Below are 22,736 nucleotides of genomic sequence, written 5' to 3'. Positions count from 1 at the left end.
CGAGCGCAAGACGAGAACTATGTTCGAGTTAAGAGGATAAACAAAGCAAACTTTGTCCTGAGAAGCGGTTGAAGCTTCGTAAGAAGGCGAGATCTACTCACTCATTAACCAGCAGTCTACTGCAAATGATGTATATGCAATTTTAGGCTTTTGATATGTTATTACTTGTCGTTGAAGGCATCGTGATTGGCTTTTTACTTGGTCTTACTGGTGCAGGTGGGGGTATTCTTGCTGTACCCGCGCTTATGACCAGTCAAGGCTGGAGTGTGGCGCAAGCTGCGCCGATTGGGTTATTGGCAGTTGCGCTATCTACTCTCATAGGAACCATCGAAGGCTTATTTAAAAAGATTGTGCGTTATCGCGCTGCAATCTGGATTGCCCTAATTGGTGCTCCTATGGCACATATCGGCATTTTAATAGCTAACACGATTTCACCTATTTGGCTCATGTTAATGTTTAGCTTGGTCATGTTTACAGTGGGCTATCGACTTATTAGTAACCGAGTATCAGACTTTCATAACCCGCCGTGTCAGGTTAACCCAAGTACGGGACGCTTTATCTGGAATTTTAAAACGGGAAGCGTTCTTGCCAGCATCGGAATTATTGCTGGGCTTTTAACAGGCATGCTAGGGGTTGGTGGCGGCTTTGTAATTGTACCAGCGCTTAGAAAAGTCACAAATTTGGATATGCATAGCATTGTTGCAACGTCACTTATGATTATTTTTCTCATTAGTGGAATGAGTATTGTGATGCATATTGCAGAGGGTTTTCACTATCCAGTAGGCATTACTAGTGCGTTTGCGCTCGCATGTGCAGTTGGTATGTTATTAGGGCGCAGAGCTATTCGTTTTATTCCGTCTGCAATTGTGCAAAAAGTCTTTGCTTTAATGGTTTTTGCTGTCGCAATTTATATGGTCATTAAGATAGTTAATCTAACAAATATCTAAGTAATATAGTATTTTAACTATCTCTGTAGTTAGCAATTTTCCAAAGACGAGATGTTAAAATTCTCTTGGGAAATTTGATTTAAACCATTTAAATTTTTGAGAAAGCGATATGAAGCGAGTTAACGTAGCAATTTGTGGTTTTGGACGGATTGGGCAACAAATTGCAGAGCTTCTTTTAAATAGATCGAACTACTATAAACAAAAATATCAAATTGATGCCCGTTTAGTGGGTGTCTGCAACTCATCATCAGGTTTAATTGATCAAGAAGGTTTACAAGCTTCAAAGTGGCTAGATAAAACAAAATATCAAGTAGGTCTAACTGAGCAAAAGTTTTTAGAACAGGTTCAAGCAGATGTCATTATTGAGACAGGGCCAAGTGACTATGTGACAGGTGGAAAAGGCCTATTTTATTTAGATTATGCTTTAACACATAGCATGAATGCGATTGCGGTATCTAAAGGTGCTTTAGTTGTAGAAGGTAGAAAATTAATTAACTTGGCGCATCAGCACAATAAAAAACTTTTTTTTAGCGGTGCGACAGCTGCTGCCTTACCGACTGTTGATTTGTTTGAATATAACTTAGCTGGCTGCCAAATTTTAGAAATAGAAGGTGTCTTTACAGGAACCACAAATTTTATTTTGAATGATATGTTGCAACACGGATGCGAATTTGCAGAATCTCTTGGAAAAGCTCAAGCAAAAGGGATTGCAGAACCTGACAGCTCTTTTGATGTAGATGGGTGGGATACTGCTGCCAAAATTACGATATTAGCAAATACTGTTTTGGGAGCTGATATAAAAATTCAAGATATTCCAAGACAAGGAATCAGTCATGTTACGGCTGAACATATTCGTGATTGGAAAAAAGAGAATCTAATTCCTCGATTGGTCGGTTTTATTGATATTAAAAATCAGCAAATTCGAACAGGTGTTGAATTAAGATTAGTCCCAGCAAATCATCCTTTTGCTCATCTGCAAGGTTCTAATAAATGCATTCGAGTGTTAACTCAAGAAATGGGTGAGCTCGTTGTAAGTGGAGGGGCATCTGCGCCTTTAGCCACAGCAGCCGCGGCTTTAAAAGATTTTGAGTTGATGCTTAAAATGGGCTACTAGAGATGAATTATTACTTATAAAAAAAGCAGGCTTTTAGGCCTGCTTCTCACAATTTTTTTGACTATTAAATAACTTTTTTCCAATTTCTAACTTACTGAACATTAGGTAGTTACCGAGTAAGATTAATAAAATTCCAAATACAGCGTTCAAAGTCCATACATATCCTTCAAAGAAAGTAGAAACTGTTAAAGCAACTAAAGGGAAGAGCAACGTGCTATATGCTGCTTTGGCTGCACCAATACGTCCAACCAGAGAAAAATAAGCAGAGAACCCAATAACAGTACCAAATATAGCCAAGTAAAGTACCGAGCTTAAAAATGGGAAATTCATTGGAGGCATTAAATCTTGGCCAGTAAATAACGCTAGACTTAACATCACCAATGCACCATAAGTCATGGCATAACAGTTTGTTGAAAAGATATTTAGGCCACGTTTTTGATGTCTAACACTAATCATATTACCTAAAGAAAAACCGTAAGTGCCTATTGCACATAGACCGATACCCATTAGTAACTGTGCATTAAACTGACTATTAACCAGGTCATGCCAGAACAGTAAAACAATACCTATGAGTCCTAAAATTGCAGCTGGGGCAAAATTTGGTGATGGTTTTTGCTTAAAAAAGATAAGCGCATTAATAGCATTAAAGAAAACGGCCATCGAAAAAATAACGGACTCTAAACCGCTGTTTACATATTTAACTGCGGTATAAAAACAAATAAAGTTTAGGCCGAAAACACAAAGACCTTGTAGCATACAAAACAAATGATCTTTTAAAGCAATTCGCTGTAATTTTCCTGAAAATAGTAAAACAACCCAAAGTAATAAAGCTGAAATGGCAAAACGCCATAAAATTGCGACAACGGGTGTTGCATAATGGCTCTGAACGGCAATTCCAATCCATGTTGTTCCCCAAATCAACACCACCGCAACATAGAGTAAAATATTCATAACTTCATCCTCGATTACCAAGCTTAAGTATCTAGGAATGCTTCATTTTTCACGTATATATTCTTGTGTTGTACATGCAAGATCTTGCGTTTTTTATATGACTGAACTAGCTGAATTTTGCTGAATATGGTTAACTTAAGCTCAATGATATTCGTTTTAATTTTGCATGGCCTATCAAACTTTAGAACAGCTACAGCAATCTAAAGCCAAGCTCCACGAAACTGTGGTGCTTGATGAAAATATGCAACTTGCATTTTGGTCTAATCAGCAAGATCGTGTAAGTGTTTGTAGCGATCATCACACTCTAAGTCTTTATATTCAAGATGGCTATGAAAGCTATCAAAAAACACCTGCGGGCTGGAAAAATGGTGGCGGGCCGGGTCGTTTTTGCTTATTGCCTGAACATCAGGAGTCGACTTGGGATATCCGAGGTGGGCTTAAATTCGTTCACTTGTATTATACTGACCAACATTTGCGTGATGTTGCCGAAAAAATATGGGACAAAGAACCCAATCAAATTGAACTAAACGAAGTTGTGTTTAATGACGATGAACGGATTCGAGCGTTATATCAATTCTTCTTGCTAGATTGTGATTGGAAAGATTCTTCAAATCATTTGCAAATGAGTACAACAGCAAGTTTATTGTTGAATCACTTGATTCGAAGATATAGCAACGTGAAGTGGCAGCAACCCGTCATTAAAGGTGGGCTGGCGCCTCATAAACTCAAATATATTCAAGACTGGATTGAAGGGCATTTAGACCAAGCACTGACTTTGTCTGACTTAGCAAATGTTGTGAATTTAAGCGAATATCATTTTGCCCATATGTTTAAACAGTCCATGAATATGGCGCCTCACCAATATGTCATGCAAAGACGCTTAACTAAGGCAAAGGGGCTAATTCAGTCATCTCAGCTTTCTTTGCATGATATTGCGCTAGTATGTGGGTTTAGCTCAGCAAGCCATTTAAGTCATCGCTTTAAACAGTTTTATGGCATGAGTCCTTCGCAGTTACGTTAAGTGTCTAATGTAATTGGTTTCTCTTGAGCTGCATCAAAGGCAGCTCTTGCTGCATCAATATCAGCAATATGCTGCTGCGCCCATTGGCCTAAAGCAATTACAGGTTCTGTAAGTGAATGGCCTAGTGGAGTTAATTCATATTCAACATGAGGTGGAACTACAGGATAAACTGTACGTTTAACTAATCCATCTCTTTCTAAACCACGCAAGCATAAGGTAAGCATACGCTGCGATATTCCATTGATACTTCTTTTAATTTCAGAAAAGCGATGAGAACGTGATGCAAGTGTCATTACAATGAGTATACTCCATTTCTCGCCAACTCTAGCCAATACTTGACTGACTCTTTGGCAATCTGAACTTTGGATATCGTGAGGTATGGTTACAGTCATATTACTTGGTTCCCTAAATGTGCCTTCTTGTGCATCAGAATAATAGTAGTAACATAATTAGTTCAAGTAACAATTTTATACTGTAGGTATAAACGATGAAACTACTTCAAATTGACACAAGTATTTTAGGTGAGCAGTCTGTTAGCCGCCAACTCACCTCATCTGTTATTGGAAAGCTCAGCGCAGCTTATCCTGATGCAGAAATTATTCATCACGATTTTGCTTTAGAACCAATTCCTCATTTGTCTGATGCTGAGTTTTTGGCATGGCAAGGTGTTGAACCTAATAATGAAACAGCGCAGCAACGTGTTGCACGAAACACCCAATATTTGGAAGAGTTCTTATCGTCAGATATCGTTGTAATTGGCACACCTATGTATAACTTTAGCTTTCCATCACAGTTAAAAGCGTGGCTTGACCGTCTATCTGTTGCTGGCAAAACATTCCGTTATACGGAAAACGGTCCTCAAGGTTTAGTAGAGGGGAAACGTGTCATTATTGCTTCTTCGCGAGGTGGTGTGTACTCAGAAGGTTCACCAGCCGAAGCTTTAGACTATCAAGAAACTTATATCAAAGCGTTTTTCAATTTTATTGGGGTGACTGATATTACTTTTGTGCGCGCGGAAGGGATCGCTTTCGGCCCAGAAGCACGTCAAGCTGCCTTAGATAATGCAGCAGCACAAATCGCACAATTAGCGGGTTAAAATATAAACAGCCGAACAGAAAAGAAACTGTTCGGCTGTGTTTATGAGTAATTAAAAAAGTTAAATCAATAAATAACTAAAAGAAAGTGACAGCGAGTCCAACCAGCGCTGATGCAAAAATCACATATAGCACGTTCACGTTAAAGCGGAATAAAGCAATAAATGCAGCCACAGTAATGAGGGCTGCAACAATGTCAAAATGCCCTGAAAAGCCTTGTGGCCATAACACATGATAACTAAAAAATAGTGCGAGATTTAAAATTACACCGACCACAGCCGCGGTAATTGCAGTCAGTGGCGCAGTAAATTTAATTTCATTATGTGTAGATTCAATAATAGGCGCACCCGCAAAAATAAATACAAATGAAAAGAGAAAGGTAAACCAAGTCACAATGACTGCACCAAGTGCTCCAGCAAAAAATAGATGCTCAGAGCCAAGTAATGAATGATTGACGCCTCCTAAAAAGCCAACAAAAGCCACTACCATAATCAGTGGGCCCGGTGTAGTTTCACCTAAAGCTAAACCATCAATCATTTGTGTAGGTGAAAGCCATCCAAAATGATTTACAGCTCCTTGATAGACATAAGGTAAAACTGCATAGGCCCCCCCAAACGTAAGTAAAGCAGCTTTGGTAAAGAACCACGCCATTTGAGTATAAGAATGATGCCAGCCAAAATATGAACTTAAAGCTAAAATTGGCAATAGCCATAAAGCGATTGCCACGAAAATAAGTTTAGCTAAACGCAACCAATGGAATTTAGCGTGCTCTGGTGTTGGAGTCTCATCATCAATAAATGCTGGACCATAATCTTTTTGACTGGCTTTATGTCCAGCCGCGGAGGAAAATAGTTCTGGGTACTTTTTACTCGCTAAATAGCCAGCAATACCAGCTGATAAAACGATAAGCGGGAAAGGAAGCTTTAAGACAAAAATGGCAAGAAACGCCGCAATCGCGACGATCCATAAAAACTTATTTTTAAGCGAACGACTACCTATACGGTAAGTTGCATGGAAAACAATTGCGGTAACGGCAGGCTTAATTCCATAGAAAATACCTGCAATAACGGGAACATCTCCAAATTTTATGTAAACCCAAGACAGTCCAATTAAAATAAATAAGGATGGTAATACAAATAGAATACCTGCAACCAATCCTCCAGCAGTTCTATGCATAAGCCAACCAATGTAGGTTGCTAATTGCTGTGCTTCAGGACCAGGTAATAACATGCAGTAGTTCAGGGCATGCAAAAATCTTTTTTCGGATATCCAGCGTTTTTGCTCAACGAGTTCCTGATGCATCACAGCAATTTGTCCAGCTGGTCCCCCAAAGCTAATAAAGCCGAGCTTGAGCCAAAATAAAAAGGCTTGCCAGAAGGTGACTTGAATAATACTTTCAGGTAAAGGGGATTTTTCGTTTTCCATTTTTTATCCCATCAAAAAATTGATTCATACGGTTCAAGAACATCAAAAACTAGTAACTTTTAGTTAATTGAATAAGTTAGATGTGCTAGGCAGCTATAGCATACAGAACAAAAATGACTTTCTTATTATTTTAAAAAGATATTCTTCTAAAAAATCCCTAGAAGAATATCTATCTTTTACTTTTTAATGATCATGTTCTAAATAATCTGGTTTTTTCGGAAGCGCAAGGCTACACAAGAAACAGATAATCAGCATGACAATGACATATATAAAGAAGGTATTTTCAATTCCGGCAGCTTTAAACTGTAAGGCAACTGAAGGCGCAGAACCACCAAACAGCGCATTACCTACTGCATACGAAAAACCTACACCTAAAGCTCGCACATGAGGTGGGAACATTTCAGCTTTTACCAAGCCACTGATAGATGTATAGAAACTGAGTAACATCATCATAAAAATAAGTAGCAATGTAATGATGATTGGAGAATCTATATAGGCACGCATCCCGATCACCATGACTGGGTATATAAAAATCGCAGACAATAAGCTAAAGGCCAGCATTGAAGAGCGTCGCCCAATACGGTCGGAAATTGCACCAAATACAGGTTGAGCACACATATAGACAAATAGGGCGAAGGTCATGATATAACCAACGGTTTTTCCATCCATCCCTAAATTGGTTAAATAGGTTTTTGAATAAACAGTCTCTACATAAAACGTTAATGAACCAGCAGAAGTGTATCCAACCACCAATAAAAAGGTTTTCCAGTGCTTTTTAAAGAGTTCTCTTAAGCTACCAGACTCTTTTCGTTCGCTGTCTTGATGAGAAAGCGTTTCTTCTAAACGACTACGTGCAAGCAAAGATAAGATTGCTGCAATACCACCAATAACAAACGGAATACGCCATCCACCATCATGTAATTGTTGTTCACTTAAGAACGTTAATAAAATTACACCAAGTAAGCTGGCAAGTAATTGACCACCAGAGAGGGTGACATATTGGAAAGACGAGTAAAAACCACGTTGGCCTTTTAATCCTAATTCACTCATATATGTTGCTACTGCACCATATTCACCACCAACCGATAAGCCTTGAAGTAAGCGCACTACCAGTAAAAGAAAAGGGGCAAATAAGCCAACTTGGTCATAAGTAGGTAGGGCTGCAAATAGAAAAGAACTCAAAGCCATCAGACAAATTGAGATGACCATCGACTTTTTTCGACCATGTCGGTCTGCAATTCGTCCAAATACCCAACTACCAATAGGACGCATAAAAAAGCTTGCAGCGAATACGCCCCAAACATAGATAGATTTAGTCGTACTATCCATATCAGGTGCTGTTAATGCTTGAGTAAAGTAGGCAGCAAATACTGCATAGATATAAAAGTCGAACCATTCAACTAAATTACCAGAGGCTGCGCCTACAATCCCACGTATTCTGCTACGTTTTTCTTCCTGAGTGTATGTCATATTTCTTCCATCATTTTGCAGACAAAAATGAGGAATTTTTAGATATGCTGGATAGAAAATAGAATGAAACTTTAAATATCACTCAATCCTGAGCACTTCCTTAAATTCCTAACCATTCATTTTTTCTAATTTTAAAATTCGTTTCTAGTAAGATTATGTCCTTTTGTTCGATTTAAAGAGATTTTTACCAATGATCGAACACTTCCTTTCATTTAACTTAATAATTAATTCTATTTAAAATCAGTGAGCTAATTTACAACGGTACTTTTCTATTTTATTTCTCCTTTTAAGTTTCATTTCGAGCTTAAGTTTATTTTGAATATTTGGTAATACTTAAAAAGTTATAGTGTCAATTCCTAATAAAATAAATGAAATTTATATAATGATAAGTTCATAAAATTTGTATCAAATACACTTAATCGAAAAAGTACAGAATGTATTGTTTCTCAATATATGTAGCTGTATTCTTGCGTGGCTAAAAATAGGCTCAGTAGTTACTTCTAGCGCTTCAAATTATGCACGGTATGGCAGGTAGTTATTCAATGGAAAGACGTTCGTTAAATCTTCACTTCATGACATGCTCTAAAACAGCATTGGCTTCATCTATTGCACTCATAACATCTGTCGTCTACGCAAATGAAGCGGAGGTTTCTCAGCTCCCAACCATTACTGTGAACGCTACACAAAATAATGATGCACTATACACATCAAAGAAAGTCAATTTATCTGGTTTTCAAACTGGTGATGTAAAGAAAGTTCCTGCATCTATTACCACCATTACCTCTGAGCGTATAGCAGACCAACACGCAAAAACACTGACTGATGTTATTAAAAATGATTCATCCTTAGGCGATGGCTACGCTGCGATTGGCTACTATCCAAATTTTGTAGCACGTGGTTTTGCGCTTGATTTAGGCTCAAGTTATCTTATTAATGGCCATACTATACGTGGCGAACAAAATGTGGCTTTAGAAAATAAAGAACAAGTTGAAATCTTAAAAGGTATTTCTGCAATTCAATCTGGAATGTCGACGCCAGGTGGTGTGGTTAACTATGTAACCAAAAGACCAGCCGATGTTAAAAACATTACTATAGATGCAAATTCAGAAGGTGGCTATACACTGGCAACAGATGTTGGCGGCTTTGTTAATAATAGTTTTGGTTATCGAATCAATTTAGCCCATGAAAGCATCCATCCAAATGTTGATCACGCAAATGGTAAGCGTGAGTTTGGTTCAGTTGCTTTAGACTGGAAAATTAATGAGCGTTCTAAATTATTGTTTGATATTGAAGCTCAGCATCAAAGCCAACGCTCCGTACCGGGTTATCAACTGCTTGATGGGCAAGAAGTACCAACAAATGTAGATCAAGACCGTTTATTGGGTTACCAGTCTTGGAGTAAACCTGTTGTAAATAACAGTGTAAATGCAAGTTTAAAATATCAATATGCATTTAATGATCAATGGAATGCTAGCTTAAGTGCATCGCAAAGCCGTGTTGTGATTGATGATAATAGTGCTTTCCCATGGGGATGTTATAACGATATTTGTGAATATTCTGGTTTGGGCAATACTTTTGATAAACACGGAAATTATGACATTTATGACTTCCGCAGCCCAGATGATACACGTATTACTAACCAGTTCGCTGCTGGGTTAAATGGTCAATTCAACACTGCCAATATCCAGCATCAAATCGCTTTCGAATTACAACGTACATATAAAACCTTAAAGCACCATACACCACTGAATGTAGCGGTAGGAACAGGCAATATCTATGAAGATACGATTGACTATAGTCCGTCATCGGAAAGCTTAGGTGATCGTTATAAAGCCTTAGAAAGTGATCAGACTGCATTTACTATATCTGACCGAGTTCAATTTAATGATCAATGGTCAACTTTACTCGGTGGAAAACTTATTCATCTTGATGAGCAAACTTATAATTCAGATGCGCAGCTAAGCCGTGATACCGATTTAAATAAGTTTTTACCGCAATTAGCGCTCATGTATAGCCCAACTGCTAAAACTAATCTTTATGCCTCATATGCCAAAGGATTATCAGATGGTGGTGAAGCTCCGTGGTTCGCTAATAATGCTCTAGAAGTTCTATCTCCTAAAAACTCTGAACAATATGAAGTTGGTGTTAAGCAACAAATTCGGAACTTCTTGGTAACAGCAGCTATTTTTGATTTAAAACAAGATAATCAATATAGCAAAGTGAATGCAGATGGAACTTTCGATTTTGTTTCACAAGGTGAACAACACAATCAAGGTATTGAATTAGGTTTAACGGGCGCTTTAACCGATACACTCGATGTTAGTTCAGGTATTACCTATACCAAATCTCGTCTAGTTGATATTGATAGTGACAGCTACAAAGGTCATCAAACTCAAAATGTACCGAAAGTACGCGCAACTGCACAGTTATCTTATAAAGTACCTTCAGTTGAAGGGTTAAGATTATTGAGTGGCATGCAATACAGTAGCAGTAAATATGCAAACAAAGAGGGAACTGCAAAAGTAGGCGGTTACAGCGTTTTTAATATTGGTGCGGCCTATAAAACAAATTTTGCTGGGCATGACACAACTTTTAGATTCAATATTGATAACTTGTTTAATAAGAAATATTGGCGTGATGTAGGTGTATTTATGGGTGATGACTATTTATTCTTAGGTAATCCACGTACAGCCCAGTTCTCTACAACTTTCAGTTTTTAAAATATAGAACAAATAAAAAAGGAGCCTATAAAAGCTCCTTTTTTATTTTCAGGAATTAAGCCGACATTTTTGGTTTAACCATATTATTAATCGACAAGATATCATCAAGCACTTGTGCCGATAATAAACTTTCATTTTGAACTAAAGCCAATACGCTTTGTCCAGTTTCGTTTGCAGTTTTAGCAATACGAGTTGTAGTTTCATAACCTAGATATGGGTTAAGTGCAGTCACGATACCAATCGAGTTTTCAACCAAAGCCTTACAATGCTCAGGGTTCGCCGTAATTGTATCAATACACTTACTTTGGAACATTGCCATTGCCTTACCAAGCAAATCCATAGATTCAAACAGTTTGAATGCAATAAGTGGTTCCATTGCATTTAACTGTAATTGGCCCGCTTCAGCAGCTAAAGTTACAGCCAAGTCATTTGCAATGATCTGGAAACAAGCAAGGTTCATTGCTTCAGGTATAACTGGGTTTACTTTACCCGGCATGATCGAGCTACCCGGTTGGCGAGCTTCTAAATTAATTTCATTAATGCCAGTACGTGGACCACTTGAAAGTAAACGTAAGTCATTAGCAATTTTTGAAAGTTTAGTTGCGGTACGCTTTAATAAACCAGATAAAAGAACAAAGTCACCCATATCTGAAGTTGCTTCGATTAGATCAGGAGCAGACTTAATTTTCTTACCAGAAATTTTTGCAAGTGCTTGAATAGCGAGTTCACGGTAACTATATTCAGTAGTAATTCCCGTACCAATCGCCGTACCACCAAGGTTCATATAGGCTAAAACATTTGGAATAAGTGTATTAATTTGCTCAAGGTCTTTTTGTAAAGTTACTGCAAAAGCACCAAACTCTTGACCTAATGTCATTGGCACAGCGTCTTGTAACTGTGTACGGCCCATTTTTAGGATGTGAGCAAATTCTTGAGATTTATTGCGGAAACTTAAGATTAAATTGTTAAAAGGAAGATTTAGTTCATCTAAGCTTAATAACAAACCTAAGCGAATCGCAGTAGGGTACACGTCATTTGTTGACTGTGACATGTTAATGTCGTTATTAGGATGCAAATACTGATATTGGCCTTTTGCGTGTCCCATATATTCTAAAGCGACGTTTGCTAATACTTCATTTGCATTCATATTGGTTGAAGTACCAGCACCGCCTTGCATCATATCAATCGGGAACTGATCGTGAAAATTACCACGAATAAGTTGATTACAGCTGTATTCAATCGCTTCAAATTTAGTCTGATCTAAGCTTTTTAGATTATAGTTCGCTTCAGCACAAGCAAGCTTTACCATTGCTAAGGCTTTAATAAGGTGAGGGAAATTTCCGACCTTGCTTTGAGTTAAATTAAAGTTTTCTAGAGCACGTAATGTTTGAACTCCGTAGTAGTCGTTATTATTGATCTCTCTATAACCAATAAGATCCTTCTCAATACGGGTGGTAATTTCAGCGTTCATCATTAAACTTCGAATTAGTAAAGAAGATAATTCATATTAGATTTCGAAATGCTTCACTTCTAATGCATTTATCAAGTTGATTATGCATTTTTTGCATATCAATTTTTTAATTTTATAGTCAACTAACTAGGAAAGTTCATTTTTAACTATTAATTTCAATATATAAATTAACAACTTAACAATTAGATGAAGTTAATTTCAAAATTTGCTTGATATAATGAATGGTCATTTAATTTTTAAAAGCAACCCATTGCAAAAATTAAGACTAGTTAATTTAAGTGAAATATCAACTTAATTATCTTTATTATTAGCTTTTAAAGTGAAGCATATCTAACAAATTCATATAAAAATGTGATGCATTTCACATAAAAAACACTATAATACGAAAAAATCTTAGTTTTAAGTTTATGTTAAAAGTCACAGCCGCATTAATTATTTTGGGAAGTTTTACATACTATGTGCTTTTCCACGGTGAAGAGAAAAGTGAGTCTAAAACTTCTCGTCTGCTTAAAGAAGCAGAGCAATCAATCGCTTCTGCTGAAACCTCGGTAAACAATGCTAATAGTATTGTGCCCATATCTTACAAGTAGCCTTAGTTCTTAGGTTAACCATTCCATATTATCCATCAAAATATTGTTTTATCTAGATTTTCTTAAAATCTGGGTAAAAGACTGTATGTATAGAGACAAAATTCATGAGAATGAAGTTTATCGCCTATGATCCCAATTCTGGGGAAAAATTAAGCTTAAAAGAGCATATCCACCATATGGATAAATACACCACTTATATCTTTTTTAGTGATGAAAATGACAATATGGTGTTCAATCCCCAGAAAAAGCAAGTTTTTGAAATTACTCAATATACTTCTAATATGATGGTTGAAATTTCAAGAAAGTTATATTACCTCATTGGTGAATATTAGAAATTCAGTTTTTATTCAATCTTAAGTTAAATACTTTAGTAGAATAGTCAGGTTTTATGGACTGAGCTATACTACAAGCATATCTTCTGATTTAAATGAATTTATTGAGTCAGAGAGTTTAATTCCTGAAATAAGCAAGATAGTCATTTTCAGTTTTACAGTCCGTATTCTTCCCCAAGGTGCGGACTTTTTTTATAAAAAATAAAACATGAGTAAAGCATAGGATTATTTCTATTTTTTATTAACTTAAAACTTGTTATTTACTTGCGTTATATACTCCTTACTTTTTGATTTAAAATAATTTTTAGATTAATAATTTTATATTTGTATGAGTTCTTGAGTTAAATCAAAGTCTTTTATTCTCTTACGCTCTTTTCTATGTCAGAATTATTTAAATACTTACTTTTATTGTTTGGCTTTGCCAATCCTCCATCGCATTTTTGCAGGTACTCCCATGTTTTATAGTTTTTATTCATCTATTCAGCTATTTATTCAGCTTCCCAACCAGACAGATTAAGGACATAACTATAAAAAGGGAATGCATAAAATGAACTTAGAAGTACGTTGGGTAGAAGACCTTTTGACACTTGAGCGTGAGCGTTCTATTTCAAAAGCAGCCGAAAAACGATTTATTAGTCAATCTGCGTTTACGCGTAGAATTCAGCAAATAGAAGAGATGATCGGAGCTGAAGTTATTATTCGAAATAATAAAAATAATATTGAATTTACAGACATTGGACGGATTATGCTGGTGATGTCTAAAAATATTGAGAAGCAGGTAGAAGAAACAGCAAAGCTGATTAAAAACATCAAAAATGAAACCGAATCTACGATTCGTTTCTGTGTTGTCCACTCATTAGCATCAGGTTTTTTAACCACTTTTTTAAAAAAATTCCCAACATTTATGCGTGATTTAAAAATCGAAATTGTCGCGACAAATAGTGGTGAAGGCTTATCTCTTTTAAAAGAAGGTGCTTGCGATTTTATGATTTGTTATGCAGATCGATCTAATATTAATCGAGTTGGGGATGATATTTTAAGTGGCATCAAGATCGCTGAAACAGAGATTGTTCCAGTGTCAGCTACTGAAGCAGATCATACGCCTAAGCATACAATTCAGAGTAATTTTTCATTACTTGCTTATAGTAAACATGCTTATTTGCGCAAATTGGTCGATCAATTGATTGAAGGTAAACTGATCTATAAAACCTTATATGAAACTGACAATGCTACCAACTTGAAAGAGCTTGTATTACAAGGTTTAGGTGTAGCATGGATTCCAAAAATTAATGTAGAGGAAGATCTCGCTACCGGAAAATTGGTCATGTTGGACCATAATGAATACTGCCTGCCGCAAGATATTTACATTTTTAAAAATAACTTGAGCGATAACAAATCAGTTCAGCAAATCTGGAAGGGCTTCCAAACTCAGCATGATTAAAATTTATAATGATATGTGATGTCTTCAAGATATTTACATACAAAGTAATCAATTAAAGAGCTCACACCTTTGTCTTTGTGATGAAAGGCTTTATAAAGCATTGCTCATGGTCTAGATTCTTTGTTAATTTAGACCATATATCAATAATTCAGAAATCTAGTGAGCATTTTTATATTTGCTGTGCCTGACTTCATTCCTTTTGAATGGATTATTTGATCCAGACGGAGACAATTTTGTTTGATCTAGATAGTAGATTACTAAATATTTTTTATCATATTTATCGGTTTAAAAGTGTTTCAATGGCTGCTGATGCTATTGGCCTTACACAACCGAGCGTTAGTAATGGACTGAACAAAATCCGTCAGCATTTTAATGATCCACTTTTTATTCGTGTTGGGAATGAGATGATCCCAACCGAATTAGCAAAGGAGATTTTTCCGCTCATTAGTGAAGTTATTGATAAAGTGGAAAGCATTAATAACTTTAGTGTGAACTTTGATCCGCTAACTTCAGATCAGCTTTTTACAATTGCAATGACAGATGTATCTCATCTGGTTTTATTACCGCAATTAACAAACTATTTAAAAGAGAAAGCGCCTTTAATTCGCTTGAATATTAGGCCGATTACACCAGAAACCAGCTATCAAATGGCAAATGGTGAGATTGATCTTGCAATTGGCTTTTTACCCCAATTAGAAGAAGGCTTTTATCAACAAAAGTTTTTTAAACAACATTATGTGGTGATTAGCTCTAAGAGCCATCCTCGTTTAGACCCAAATAATTTTACTTTAGATGATTATATGCGCGAGTATCATATCGATATTGATGCGGGAATCGGGCACTACCATATTAAAAATGAATTGCAGAACAAAGGGTTGGATCGAAATATTTTAATTCGATTACCAAGCTATCTTGGAGTGGGGTTAGTCGTTCAAGAAACCGATGCGATCGCAACCGTGCCTTATTATTTAAGCCAAGTCTTATTGGTTAGAGAAAATTTACAGATTTTACCAGCACCTCTAGACTTCCCAACCTATGATGTTAAACAACATTGGCATATGTCTTGTCATCATAAAAGTAGCCATAAATGGTTCCGCCAAACCTGTTATGAACTTTTTAAAGTGTAAAAAAAGGTGTAAGAAAAACTCTTACACCTTCTGTGTGGTTTGATTTTTATATTTCAATTGCGACAGCTGTAGCTTCACCACCACCGATACATAACGCAGCAACACCTTTCTTTTTATCTAGGCGTTTTAAAGCATAGATAAGAGAAAGAATAATTCTTGAACCAGTTGCGCCAATTGGATGGCCTAAAGCACAAGCACCGCCATGGACATTTACTTTTGCCTCATCAATGCCGAGTTCATGAATTGGCGCCATTGCGACCATTGCAAAAGCCTCATTAATTTCCCAAGCATCTACTTCATCAACAGACCAGCCGGCGCGCTCAAGTACTTTTTGAATTGCACTAATCGGAGCAATGGTAAATTCGCTTGGATGTTGTGAGTGAGTAGAAGTTGCAACAATTTTTGCCAAAGTATTTAAACCATGGCTTTGAGCATATTCTTCAGTGGTTAGTACTAATGCAGCAGCACCATCAGAAATTGAGCTTGAGTTCGCAGCTGTAATTGTACCATCTTTACTAAAAGCGGGGCGTAATGTTGGAATTTTCTCAAGATTGGCTTTTAATGGTTGCTCATCTTGATCGATAACTTCGACACCTTTACGTGTTTTTACCTCTACTGGAACGATCTCGTCTTTAAAGTAACCTTCCGTAATCGCAGTTTGTGCTTTTTTAAGTGAAGAAATCGCAAAGTTATCCATTTGCTCACGGGTAAAGCCTTTGGTATTTGCCATGTCTTGAGCAAAAGAACCCATTAAGCGGCCTGTTTCTGCATCTTCAAGACCATCTAAAAACATATGGTCCTTAATTTCACCATGACCCATACGGTAACCACCGCGAGCTTTCGGTAAAATATAAGGTGCATTGGTCATAGATTCCATGCCACCTGCCACAATAATATTGGCACTACCAGCTTTTAAGGTGTCTGAAGCCATTAACACCGCTTTCATCGCAGAACCACATAGTTTATTAATGGTCACAGCTCCCACATGGTCAGGCACGCCAGCTTTACGCATCGCCTGACGAGCAGGACCTTGACCTATGCCTGCACTCAATACGCAACCAAAAATAACTTCATCTACTTGTTCAGGTGCAACACCTGCACGTTGGATCGATTCACGGATAACAGCAGCACCAAGTTCTGGTGCAGTTAAAGCCGATAGACTGCCTTGAAAACCGCCCATTGCAGTACGGCTACCTGAAACTATAACAATTGAACTCATCTTAATATCTCTTATTGATGTATTTGCTAAATTTGCCTTTAGCCGAAACTAAAGGCGCCAGTAAATTAAAAAGTAGGTGGGGTGTAGCTAAGTGTTCTTCCAAAGAACCATAATAAAAATAAAACTAATGGAAAATGCACAACGAGCTGAGTGACTGTAAAACCAATCACATCTTTTGCTTTTAGTTTTAGAATGCCTAACATTGGAAGCATAAAGAATGGATTGATTAAGTTTGGTAAAGCTTCGGCTGCATTATAAATTTGTACAGACCAACCCAAATGAACCTTTAAATCATTTGCTGCTTGCATTACATATGGGGCTTCAATAATCCATTTTCCACCGCCAGATGGCACAAAGAACCCAAGGATGGCAGAGTAAATTCCCATCACAATTGCGAAGGTTTCTTTTGAGGCGATTGAAACGAAAAACTCAGCTATATAATGCGACAGCGATAAATCTTGACTGTTTAAAGCTTGCGTCATAATAAAGGCGATGCTTCCGTAAAGTGGAAACTGAATTAAGATTCCTGAGACAGCCGGAACTGCCTTTGAAACAGCATTTAAGAAGTTTCGTGGTGTGCCATGTAACGCTAAACCAAGCATTAAAAACACAAAGTTGTAGGTGTTTAAACTTGAAATAGCAATGATTGGATTACTTTTTGAAAACTCAAAAAACATCCAGATTAAGCCTAATGCGACCACAATAATCGTTAAGATAGGCGAGTTTTCTAACCAGTCACCTGGACGATTAGATTTCTCATCATGTGGTTTATCTTCTTCAAACTGAACATCAAAACTATCAATCGTTTTAACATTATTACCTTTTGGAGCTGACCAGTAAGCGATTGCGATTGAAACAATCACCAAAATAATGGTCATCGCAATTGATTGCCAAAGGAAAATCGTTTCAGTAAATGGAATAACGCCAGTTAAGTTATAAATTGACTCAGGTAAACTGGTTTTATTTGCCTGAAGCTGTGCTGCCGAAGAGCTAATCCCCAGTGCCCATGTTGCTCCCATACCAATAATCGCAGCCGCAGCCGCAGCACGGTAATCCATATTTAGCTCTTTACGTTTCGCTAATGCAATCACTAAAAGTGCTGTAAGAATCGTGCTTACTGCCCAGTTGACCAGAGAAATTAATAAGCTGACAGTTGCAACTAGAACAATAGCACCATGTCCTGAATTTGGAATACGTGCCATTTTTTGAATTAGGAACTTTACGGGCTTAGATACAGAAACGACATAACCAACAATAATGAGCATCGTCATTTGCAGGGTAAAGGGAATAAGACTCCAGAAACCGTTACCGAAGGAAGTCGCAACATCGTGAATAGGTGCGCCAATACCTAAAGCGGCAACTGACACGATAATGACGCCAAGTAATGCAAAAATATATGAATCAGGAAACCATTTTTCAGACCAGTCACTAATCCGAAGAGCAAATCTTTCAAAAATTCCTTGCTGTTTTTCCATAGCTGAAAAAATCCTTCTCATTCTTATTTATAGACAGCACATCCGGTGCTTTAAAGGGCTAAGACTCAAGCTCACTTTCTAACTTAAGTCTTATCTGGCTTACTAAAAATTAAAATTTACGCGACTAAGGTTTTATAAAACTCAACGCCAGTAGCAGCTTGAATCTGTTCAAGCGTGACATCTTTAGCAAGTTCAATCAGCTCTACGCCTTGTGGTGTAATGTCCATTACACCTAAGTCAGTAATGACGCGATGAACCACACCTTTACCTGTTAAAGGTAGGCTACAGTTTTTAACGATCTTTGGCGTACCATCTTTTGCACAGTGTTCCATAAGCACTACAACTTTTTGGACACCAACAACCAAATCCATGGCACCGCCCATACCTTTGACTTTCTTGCCAGGAATCATCCAGTTCGCTAAGTCACCATTTTCGGAAACTTCCATTGCGCCTAAAATTGCAATGTTGACATGGCCACCGCGGATCATGGCAAAAGATTCTGAGCTTGAGAAAAATGCTGCGCCAGGACGAGCAGTAACCGTTTGTTTACCGGCGTTAATTAAATCGGCATCGACAGTTTCTTCAGTCGGGAATTCACCAATACCTAATAGGCCATTCTCAGATTGAAGCCAAACATTAATATTTTCAGGAATATAGTTAGCAACTAGAGTAGGTAAGCCAATACCTAAATTGACATAAAAACCGTCTTCAAGTTCTTTTGCAGCACGTTGTGCCATTTCATTGCGTGACCAAGCCATTTTATACTGCCTCCGTGCTTAAAGTTTTATGCTCAATACGTTTTTCAGGTGACGCATTAAGTACAATGCGGTTTACATAGATACCCGCTAAATGGATCTCATCTGGATCTAATTCACCAATTTCAACAACCTGTTCAACTTCGGCGATTGTAATTTTTCCAGCCATTGCACATTCAGGGTTAAAATTCTGAGCAGTTTTACGGAACACTAAGTTACCAGCCTTGTCTGCCTTATAGGCTTTAACAAGAGCCACGTCTGCTGTTAAAGATTCTTCTAAAATGTAGTTTTTGCCATTAAAGGTACGTTCTTCTTTACCTTCGGCAATGAGTGTACCGACGCCAGTCTGAGTATAGAACGCCGGAATACCAGCACCGCCAGCACGTAACTTTTCAGCTAATGTACCTTGTGGAGTAAGTTCTACATCAAGTTCACCATTTAAATATTGGCGCTCAAATTCTTTGTTTTCACCAACATAAGAAGAGATCATTTTTTTGATCTGTTTTGTTTGAAGCAAAATACCTAAACCAAAATCATCTACACCAGCGTTATTTGAAATACATGTGAGACCAGTCACACCACTTTGCTTAACTGCAACAATCAGTTTTTCTGGAATTCCACATAGACCAAAACCACCTACGGCAAGTGTTTGATTATCTGCAATAACGTCTTTTAATGCTGCCTCAGCATTGGCATAAACTTTATTCATTCTATTGTTATCCTATATCCCTTAGTAATCTTAGTTTTAGCATCACATTTTGCGTTATAGAAGTTAATTTTTTTAAATGATTAATAAGTATAATCAATGAATAGTTTCAAATCGTCTACAAAAGATCAGACGAACATAAAGAAAAATACTTTAAAAAATCACCTCATATCATTGAAAATTATAATAATTAATAATTTTAGCTTAAGCGTGTGCTTAGCTCATCCTAAAAAGCAGTCTTTAATTTTTTAAAATTTATATTGAATCAAAGCTTCAATAAATTGAGTCGAAATATTTGAAATTTCAAAGTTCTTTTTATAAACAATTCCTACAGTCTTATGAATAGATTCATCCTTTAACTCAATGAGTACGTTATGTTCTTTATCAATGTGTTTAGCAAAATGCCTTGGAATTGCACTCACCCCAATTCCATAAGCCACAAAGCTTGAGAGTGATGAAATTTGATGACATTCAACTTTCAAATCGAGCGTTATATTATTTCGCAAACAATTCTGCTCAACCAAATATCGAACAATTGAAGGTTTTTGCAATGTCACGAATGGATTTGAACAAAGCTCTTGCCATGTAATAGAAGATGATTGAGCAAGTGGGTGAGTCTTTGGTAATAGAGCTAAGAAATCTTCTTCAAATAGTGGTTTGAACTCTAGGCCTTCGGTGAGATCAGGTTCAAAGCAGATACCAAGCTCAAAAATACCGTCTTGTACTTTTTCTATAATGGTCTCATTTGGAATATCTTGAATTGAAAAGTTCAAGTTGGGATGAAGTTCTAAAAATTGATGAATTACTTCAGGCAGAATCGCATGAGTCACGAAGGGCATTGAAGCGATACTTAAGGTTCCACGATTGAGCTTAAAACGTTGTTTAACATCGTTTTCCATTTCATCCCAATTGGCGAGTAATTTTTTAGCGTAGGGAATAAGGGATTTACCTTCTTGGGTAAGCTCAACACGGCGAGTATTACGGTTAAATAGTTTTCCGCCTAATTCTTCTTCTAAGCTTTTGATAGTAAGACTTAAAGCAGACTGGCTGAGATGTAGCTCTAATGATGCATTAGCATAGTTGAGTGTACGCGCAAGGGCTAAAAAAGCTTTTAATTGTTTAAGCGTCATTTCTATCCTTTAGATTGCCCAACTCATCTAGAAGGGTAATTTATACGAAAATTTGTCTAATATGATGTTTTTTTGACAAAAAAATAAAAATAAAGCAGGGGACAATAGGCTGAGCTACTTCAGTAAATTTTCCCAACAAAACTCATCTGTGTTATTAGCAAAGAATAGAGCCATTCCAACTACATGGAAAAACAAATAACCTAGCCAAATTGCTTGAGGAGCAACTTTTAAGCCTTCTAATAAAATAGTTGTTGAATAGATTGCTAACAAAAAGGTGAAGAGAATAATGTATGTAGCACTCGCTACAAATTTATATTTTGGTGCTAATTGAGGGATTTTATAACCAATCAAAATTTGCATACCGCAATTTATGATCAATGAAAGTATAGCTACAATGACTTGTGGCGTATTTAGGTATGTTAAAGAGAGTTGCGTAATTATGAAAATAATTTGCCACAGTACAAACATCCCCAAAGGGTATATTATAAATTTAATCCATATCATATTTTGTTTTCTTATCAAGATTTTATATTGTTATTCTATTGAATAATCTAAATTAAATAAATGCTATTTTTAAAAATAAAGAGTATAAATTTGTCCCCCCCCATAAAGATAAAAAGATGAATAAAGCTAAAAATTAGACGTCAAAAAATTAAATGTGGGCGAATTCAAACATGAGGTGCGACAGTTTGAAAAGTCTTATGATAATCAACAAGCTGAGCAAATTTCTCTAATGGTGTAAGCCAATCTAACGCTTTTCTAGGACGAGTATTCAGTGACATGGCAACTTGATTTAAATAATGCTGATCTGCCTGATTTAAATCAATCCCTTTAGGTAAATATTGCCTAATTAAACCATTCATATTTTCGCATGTGCCTTTTTGCCAAGGTGAATGTGGGTCACAGAAATATACATCTATGCCTAAATCTTCTTCGAGTATTTTATGTTCTGACATCTCGCGTCCACGGTCATAGGTCAACGTTTTACGCAGTTCTGCAGGTAAATATTTCAGAGCTTCAGTTAAAGCCTTGCGCACTGATTCTGCCTTTGCATCAGGTAATGTTGCCAAGATACAGAGCCGTGTATTTCGTTCAATAAGTGTTGCTATCGAACTTTTATTGTCTTTACCTTTAATTAAATCAGCTTCCCAATGACCCGGTATTTTTCTTTCTTGAACTTCGGCTGGGCGCTCATGAATAGTTTTAATATCCTGTAATATAGAATCTTTTTTAGGTTCACCGTTAGCTTTTCGCTTTTTATTTTCATGACGCAGACAGGATAATAAGTCTTTTTTCAACTCACCCTTGGGTAATGCTCGTATCGTTGAATAAATCGTTGTATGGCTTACATTCATTGTTTGATCCAAATCAGGAAATGTCTTTAAACGCTTTGCTATTTGCTGAGGAGACCATAAACAACGGATCGCTTCAACAATAAATTTCCAGAGGATTGAATCGATTTTGAGTTTTCTGTGACCACGTCTACGTCTAGCGAAGGTGTTATCAGAAGCATATCGAGCTTGATAAACGTCATTGATGCTATTTCTTTTAAGCTCACGATAGATCGTACTAGGATGTCTTTTAATGAGTTCAGCAAATTTTCTGGCTGAAAAGCCTTCTTTTCTTGACTCAAGCATTAATGCAGTACGATCTTCAAAGTTAAGATGATGGTATGACAATTTTATATACTCCATAAACCCTTTAAATTAATTAGGTGGTTTATGTCGCACTTCAAGTTTTACTCTGCC

Annotated in this window: 21 protein-coding genes; 9 read left to right on the top strand and 12 right to left on the bottom strand. The window is 36.8% G+C overall.

The genetic code is table 11. The features are described 5' to 3' along the window. The first annotated feature begins 155 nt into the window (after nucleotides 1–155). Both MKL51_RS08205 and MKL51_RS08200 read left to right on the top strand, forming a co-directional pair. Nucleotides 156–947: a sulfite exporter TauE/SafE family protein gene (locus MKL51_RS08205; RefSeq protein ID WP_004747277.1), complete on the top strand. Its 792-nt coding sequence runs from the start codon at nucleotides 156–158 to the stop codon at nucleotides 945–947. A gap of 109 nt (nucleotides 948–1,056) precedes the next feature. Further along, nucleotides 1,057–2,061: a homoserine dehydrogenase gene (locus MKL51_RS08200; RefSeq protein WP_017481188.1), complete on the top strand. Its 1,005-nt coding sequence runs from the start codon at nucleotides 1,057–1,059 to the stop codon at nucleotides 2,059–2,061. 33 nt (nucleotides 2,062–2,094) lie between these two features. On the opposite strand, the gene MKL51_RS08195 is transcribed toward MKL51_RS08200, so the two are convergent. Then, the gene (locus tag MKL51_RS08195; protein WP_017481187.1) at nucleotides 2,095–3,012 is read right to left on the bottom strand and encodes a DMT family transporter; all 918 of its coding nucleotides are present in this window, start codon (nucleotides 3,010–3,012) and stop codon (nucleotides 2,095–2,097) included. Nucleotides 3,013–3,178: 166 nt separating this feature from the next. Here MKL51_RS08195 and MKL51_RS08190 point away from each other — a divergent pair, with 166 nt between their 5' ends. Continuing rightward, nucleotides 3,179–4,033, top strand: a complete 855-nt coding sequence (locus MKL51_RS08190; protein ID WP_017481186.1) for a helix-turn-helix domain-containing protein — start codon at nucleotides 3,179–3,181, stop codon at nucleotides 4,031–4,033. Here the strand turns inward: MKL51_RS08190 and MKL51_RS08185 are convergent. After that, nucleotides 4,030–4,425, bottom strand: coding sequence for a winged helix-turn-helix transcriptional regulator (locus MKL51_RS08185; protein ID WP_080612851.1), 396 nt, complete (start codon nucleotides 4,423–4,425; stop codon nucleotides 4,030–4,032). The genes MKL51_RS08190 and MKL51_RS08185 overlap by 4 nt on opposite strands. 95 nt (nucleotides 4,426–4,520) lie before the next feature. Between MKL51_RS08185 and MKL51_RS08180 the strand changes: the two genes are divergently transcribed. Continuing rightward, entirely contained in the window at nucleotides 4,521–5,129 is a 609-nt protein-coding gene (locus tag MKL51_RS08180; protein ID WP_017481184.1) for an FMN-dependent NADH-azoreductase, read from the top strand. A gap of 76 nt (nucleotides 5,130–5,205) precedes the next feature. Here the strand turns inward: MKL51_RS08180 and chrA are convergent, their stop codons facing one another. Together chrA and MKL51_RS08170 are read right to left on the bottom strand one after the other, a co-directional pair. Beyond that, nucleotides 5,206–6,552, bottom strand: coding sequence for a chromate efflux transporter (gene chrA, locus MKL51_RS08175; RefSeq protein ID WP_017481183.1), 1,347 nt, complete (start codon nucleotides 6,550–6,552; stop codon nucleotides 5,206–5,208). Between the two features lie 183 nt (nucleotides 6,553–6,735). After that, nucleotides 6,736–8,022 (bottom strand): MFS transporter, encoded by a 1,287-nt coding sequence (locus tag MKL51_RS08170; protein ID WP_017481182.1) that lies wholly within the window; start codon nucleotides 8,020–8,022, stop codon nucleotides 6,736–6,738. A gap of 515 nt (nucleotides 8,023–8,537) precedes the next feature. Here MKL51_RS08170 and MKL51_RS08165 point away from each other — a divergent pair. Further along, nucleotides 8,538–10,742 carry a TonB-dependent siderophore receptor gene (locus tag MKL51_RS08165; protein WP_017481181.1) on the top strand — a complete coding sequence of 735 codons (2,205 nt, stop codon included), beginning with the start codon at nucleotides 8,538–8,540 and terminating at the stop codon, nucleotides 10,740–10,742. Between the two features lie 55 nt (nucleotides 10,743–10,797). Here MKL51_RS08165 and MKL51_RS08160 read toward each other — a convergent pair whose 3' ends face one another. Further along, a complete protein-coding gene (locus tag MKL51_RS08160) occupies nucleotides 10,798–12,216 on the bottom strand; it encodes an aspartate ammonia-lyase (protein ID WP_017481180.1) in 1,419 nt (472 codons plus the stop codon). Between the two features lie 404 nt (nucleotides 12,217–12,620). Between MKL51_RS08160 and MKL51_RS08155 the strand changes: the two genes are divergently transcribed. From MKL51_RS08155 to MKL51_RS08140, 4 genes are all read left to right on the top strand, one after another. Further along, nucleotides 12,621–12,803, top strand: a complete 183-nt coding sequence (locus MKL51_RS08155) for a hypothetical protein (protein WP_017481179.1) — start codon at nucleotides 12,621–12,623, stop codon at nucleotides 12,801–12,803. A 110-nt stretch (nucleotides 12,804–12,913) separates the two neighbouring features. Continuing rightward, nucleotides 12,914–13,135 carry a hypothetical protein gene (locus tag MKL51_RS08150; RefSeq protein WP_014206692.1) on the top strand — a complete coding sequence of 74 codons (222 nt, stop codon included), beginning with the start codon at nucleotides 12,914–12,916 and terminating at the stop codon, nucleotides 13,133–13,135. Nucleotides 13,136–13,682: 547 nt separating this feature from the next. After that, nucleotides 13,683–14,576 (top strand): LysR substrate-binding domain-containing protein, encoded by an 894-nt coding sequence (locus tag MKL51_RS08145; protein WP_002113716.1) that lies wholly within the window; start codon nucleotides 13,683–13,685, stop codon nucleotides 14,574–14,576. Nucleotides 14,577–14,809: 233 nt separating this feature from the next. Further along, nucleotides 14,810–15,703 carry a LysR family transcriptional regulator gene (locus tag MKL51_RS08140; protein ID WP_003651675.1) on the top strand — a complete coding sequence of 298 codons (894 nt, stop codon included), beginning with the start codon at nucleotides 14,810–14,812 and terminating at the stop codon, nucleotides 15,701–15,703. A 46-nt stretch (nucleotides 15,704–15,749) separates the two neighbouring features. Here MKL51_RS08140 and MKL51_RS08135 read toward each other — a convergent pair whose 3' ends face one another. The 7 genes from MKL51_RS08135 to MKL51_RS08105 form a co-directional block, all read right to left on the bottom strand. After that, a complete protein-coding gene (locus MKL51_RS08135; protein ID WP_017481177.1) occupies nucleotides 15,750–16,922 on the bottom strand; it encodes a thiolase family protein in 1,173 nt (390 codons plus the stop codon). A 65-nt stretch (nucleotides 16,923–16,987) separates the two neighbouring features. Then, complete coding sequence (locus tag MKL51_RS08130) at nucleotides 16,988–18,397, bottom strand: short-chain fatty acid transporter (RefSeq protein ID WP_017481176.1); 1,410 nt, start codon at nucleotides 18,395–18,397, stop codon at nucleotides 16,988–16,990. A gap of 116 nt (nucleotides 18,398–18,513) precedes the next feature. Then, the gene (locus tag MKL51_RS08125) at nucleotides 18,514–19,155 is read right to left on the bottom strand and encodes a 3-oxoacid CoA-transferase subunit B (RefSeq protein ID WP_014206696.1); all 642 of its coding nucleotides are present in this window, start codon (nucleotides 19,153–19,155) and stop codon (nucleotides 18,514–18,516) included. A gap of 1 nt (nucleotide 19,156) precedes the next feature. Beyond that, the gene (locus MKL51_RS08120) at nucleotides 19,157–19,861 is read right to left on the bottom strand and encodes a CoA transferase subunit A (protein ID WP_002113873.1); all 705 of its coding nucleotides are present in this window, start codon (nucleotides 19,859–19,861) and stop codon (nucleotides 19,157–19,159) included. A gap of 245 nt (nucleotides 19,862–20,106) precedes the next feature. After that, nucleotides 20,107–20,988 carry a LysR family transcriptional regulator gene (locus tag MKL51_RS08115; RefSeq protein WP_002113536.1) on the bottom strand — a complete coding sequence of 294 codons (882 nt, stop codon included), beginning with the start codon at nucleotides 20,986–20,988 and terminating at the stop codon, nucleotides 20,107–20,109. 114 nt (nucleotides 20,989–21,102) lie between these two features. Further along, on the bottom strand, nucleotides 21,103–21,492 hold the full coding sequence (locus MKL51_RS08110) for a hypothetical protein (RefSeq protein ID WP_025468408.1): 390 nt from the start codon (nucleotides 21,490–21,492) through the stop codon (nucleotides 21,103–21,105). A 164-nt stretch (nucleotides 21,493–21,656) separates the two neighbouring features. Then, a complete protein-coding gene (locus tag MKL51_RS08105; RefSeq protein WP_079265503.1) occupies nucleotides 21,657–22,682 on the bottom strand; it encodes an IS30-like element ISAba125 family transposase in 1,026 nt (341 codons plus the stop codon). Nucleotides 22,683–22,736 lie beyond the last annotated feature (54 nt).

It is taken from the genome of Acinetobacter sp. AOR18_HL, from assembly GCF_027855145.1.
Lineage (GTDB): Bacteria > Pseudomonadota > Gammaproteobacteria > Pseudomonadales > Moraxellaceae > Acinetobacter > Acinetobacter pittii.
The sequence above is the reverse complement of the archived record's forward strand: the minus strand, read 5'-3'. Positions and strand labels throughout refer to the sequence as shown.

What these genes read in the sequence shown, in the direction of transcription:
- MKL51_RS08205 (WP_004747277.1), top strand. Translation starts at nt 156, where the DNA reads ATGTTATTACTTGTCGTTGAAGGCATCGTGATTGGCTTTTTACTTGGT.
- MKL51_RS08200 (WP_017481188.1), top strand. Translation starts at nt 1,057, where the DNA reads ATGAAGCGAGTTAACGTAGCAATTTGTGGTTTTGGACGGATTGGGCAA.
- MKL51_RS08195 (WP_017481187.1), bottom strand. Translation starts at nt 3,012, where the DNA reads ATGAATATTTTACTCTATGTTGCGGTGGTGTTGATTTGGGGAACAACA.
- MKL51_RS08190 (WP_017481186.1), top strand. Translation starts at nt 3,179, where the DNA reads ATGGCCTATCAAACTTTAGAACAGCTACAGCAATCTAAAGCCAAGCTC.
- MKL51_RS08185 (WP_080612851.1), bottom strand. Translation starts at nt 4,425, where the DNA reads ATGACTGTAACCATACCTCACGATATCCAAAGTTCAGATTGCCAAAGA.
- MKL51_RS08180 (WP_017481184.1), top strand. Translation starts at nt 4,521, where the DNA reads ATGAAACTACTTCAAATTGACACAAGTATTTTAGGTGAGCAGTCTGTT.
- chrA (WP_017481183.1), bottom strand. Translation starts at nt 6,552, where the DNA reads ATGGAAAACGAAAAATCCCCTTTACCTGAAAGTATTATTCAAGTCACC.
- MKL51_RS08170 (WP_017481182.1), bottom strand. Translation starts at nt 8,022, where the DNA reads ATGACATACACTCAGGAAGAAAAACGTAGCAGAATACGTGGGATTGTA.
- MKL51_RS08165 (WP_017481181.1), top strand. Translation starts at nt 8,538, where the DNA reads ATGCACGGTATGGCAGGTAGTTATTCAATGGAAAGACGTTCGTTAAAT.
- MKL51_RS08160 (WP_017481180.1), bottom strand. Translation starts at nt 12,216, where the DNA reads ATGATGAACGCTGAAATTACCACCCGTATTGAGAAGGATCTTATTGGT.
- MKL51_RS08155 (WP_017481179.1), top strand. Translation starts at nt 12,621, where the DNA reads ATGTTAAAAGTCACAGCCGCATTAATTATTTTGGGAAGTTTTACATAC.
- MKL51_RS08150 (WP_014206692.1), top strand. Translation starts at nt 12,914, where the DNA reads ATGAAGTTTATCGCCTATGATCCCAATTCTGGGGAAAAATTAAGCTTA.
- MKL51_RS08145 (WP_002113716.1), top strand. Translation starts at nt 13,683, where the DNA reads ATGAACTTAGAAGTACGTTGGGTAGAAGACCTTTTGACACTTGAGCGT.
- MKL51_RS08135 (WP_017481177.1), bottom strand. Translation starts at nt 16,922, where the DNA reads ATGAGTTCAATTGTTATAGTTTCAGGTAGCCGTACTGCAATGGGCGGT.
- MKL51_RS08130 (WP_017481176.1), bottom strand. Translation starts at nt 18,397, where the DNA reads ATGGAAAAACAGCAAGGAATTTTTGAAAGATTTGCTCTTCGGATTAGT.
- MKL51_RS08125 (WP_014206696.1), bottom strand. Translation starts at nt 19,155, where the DNA reads ATGGCTTGGTCACGCAATGAAATGGCACAACGTGCTGCAAAAGAACTT.
- MKL51_RS08120 (WP_002113873.1), bottom strand. Translation starts at nt 19,861, where the DNA reads ATGAATAAAGTTTATGCCAATGCTGAGGCAGCATTAAAAGACGTTATT.
- MKL51_RS08115 (WP_002113536.1), bottom strand. Translation starts at nt 20,988, where the DNA reads ATGACGCTTAAACAATTAAAAGCTTTTTTAGCCCTTGCGCGTACACTC.
- MKL51_RS08110 (WP_025468408.1), bottom strand. Translation starts at nt 21,492, where the DNA reads ATGATATGGATTAAATTTATAATATACCCTTTGGGGATGTTTGTACTG.
- MKL51_RS08105 (WP_079265503.1), bottom strand. Translation starts at nt 22,682, where the DNA reads ATGGAGTATATAAAATTGTCATACCATCATCTTAACTTTGAAGATCGT.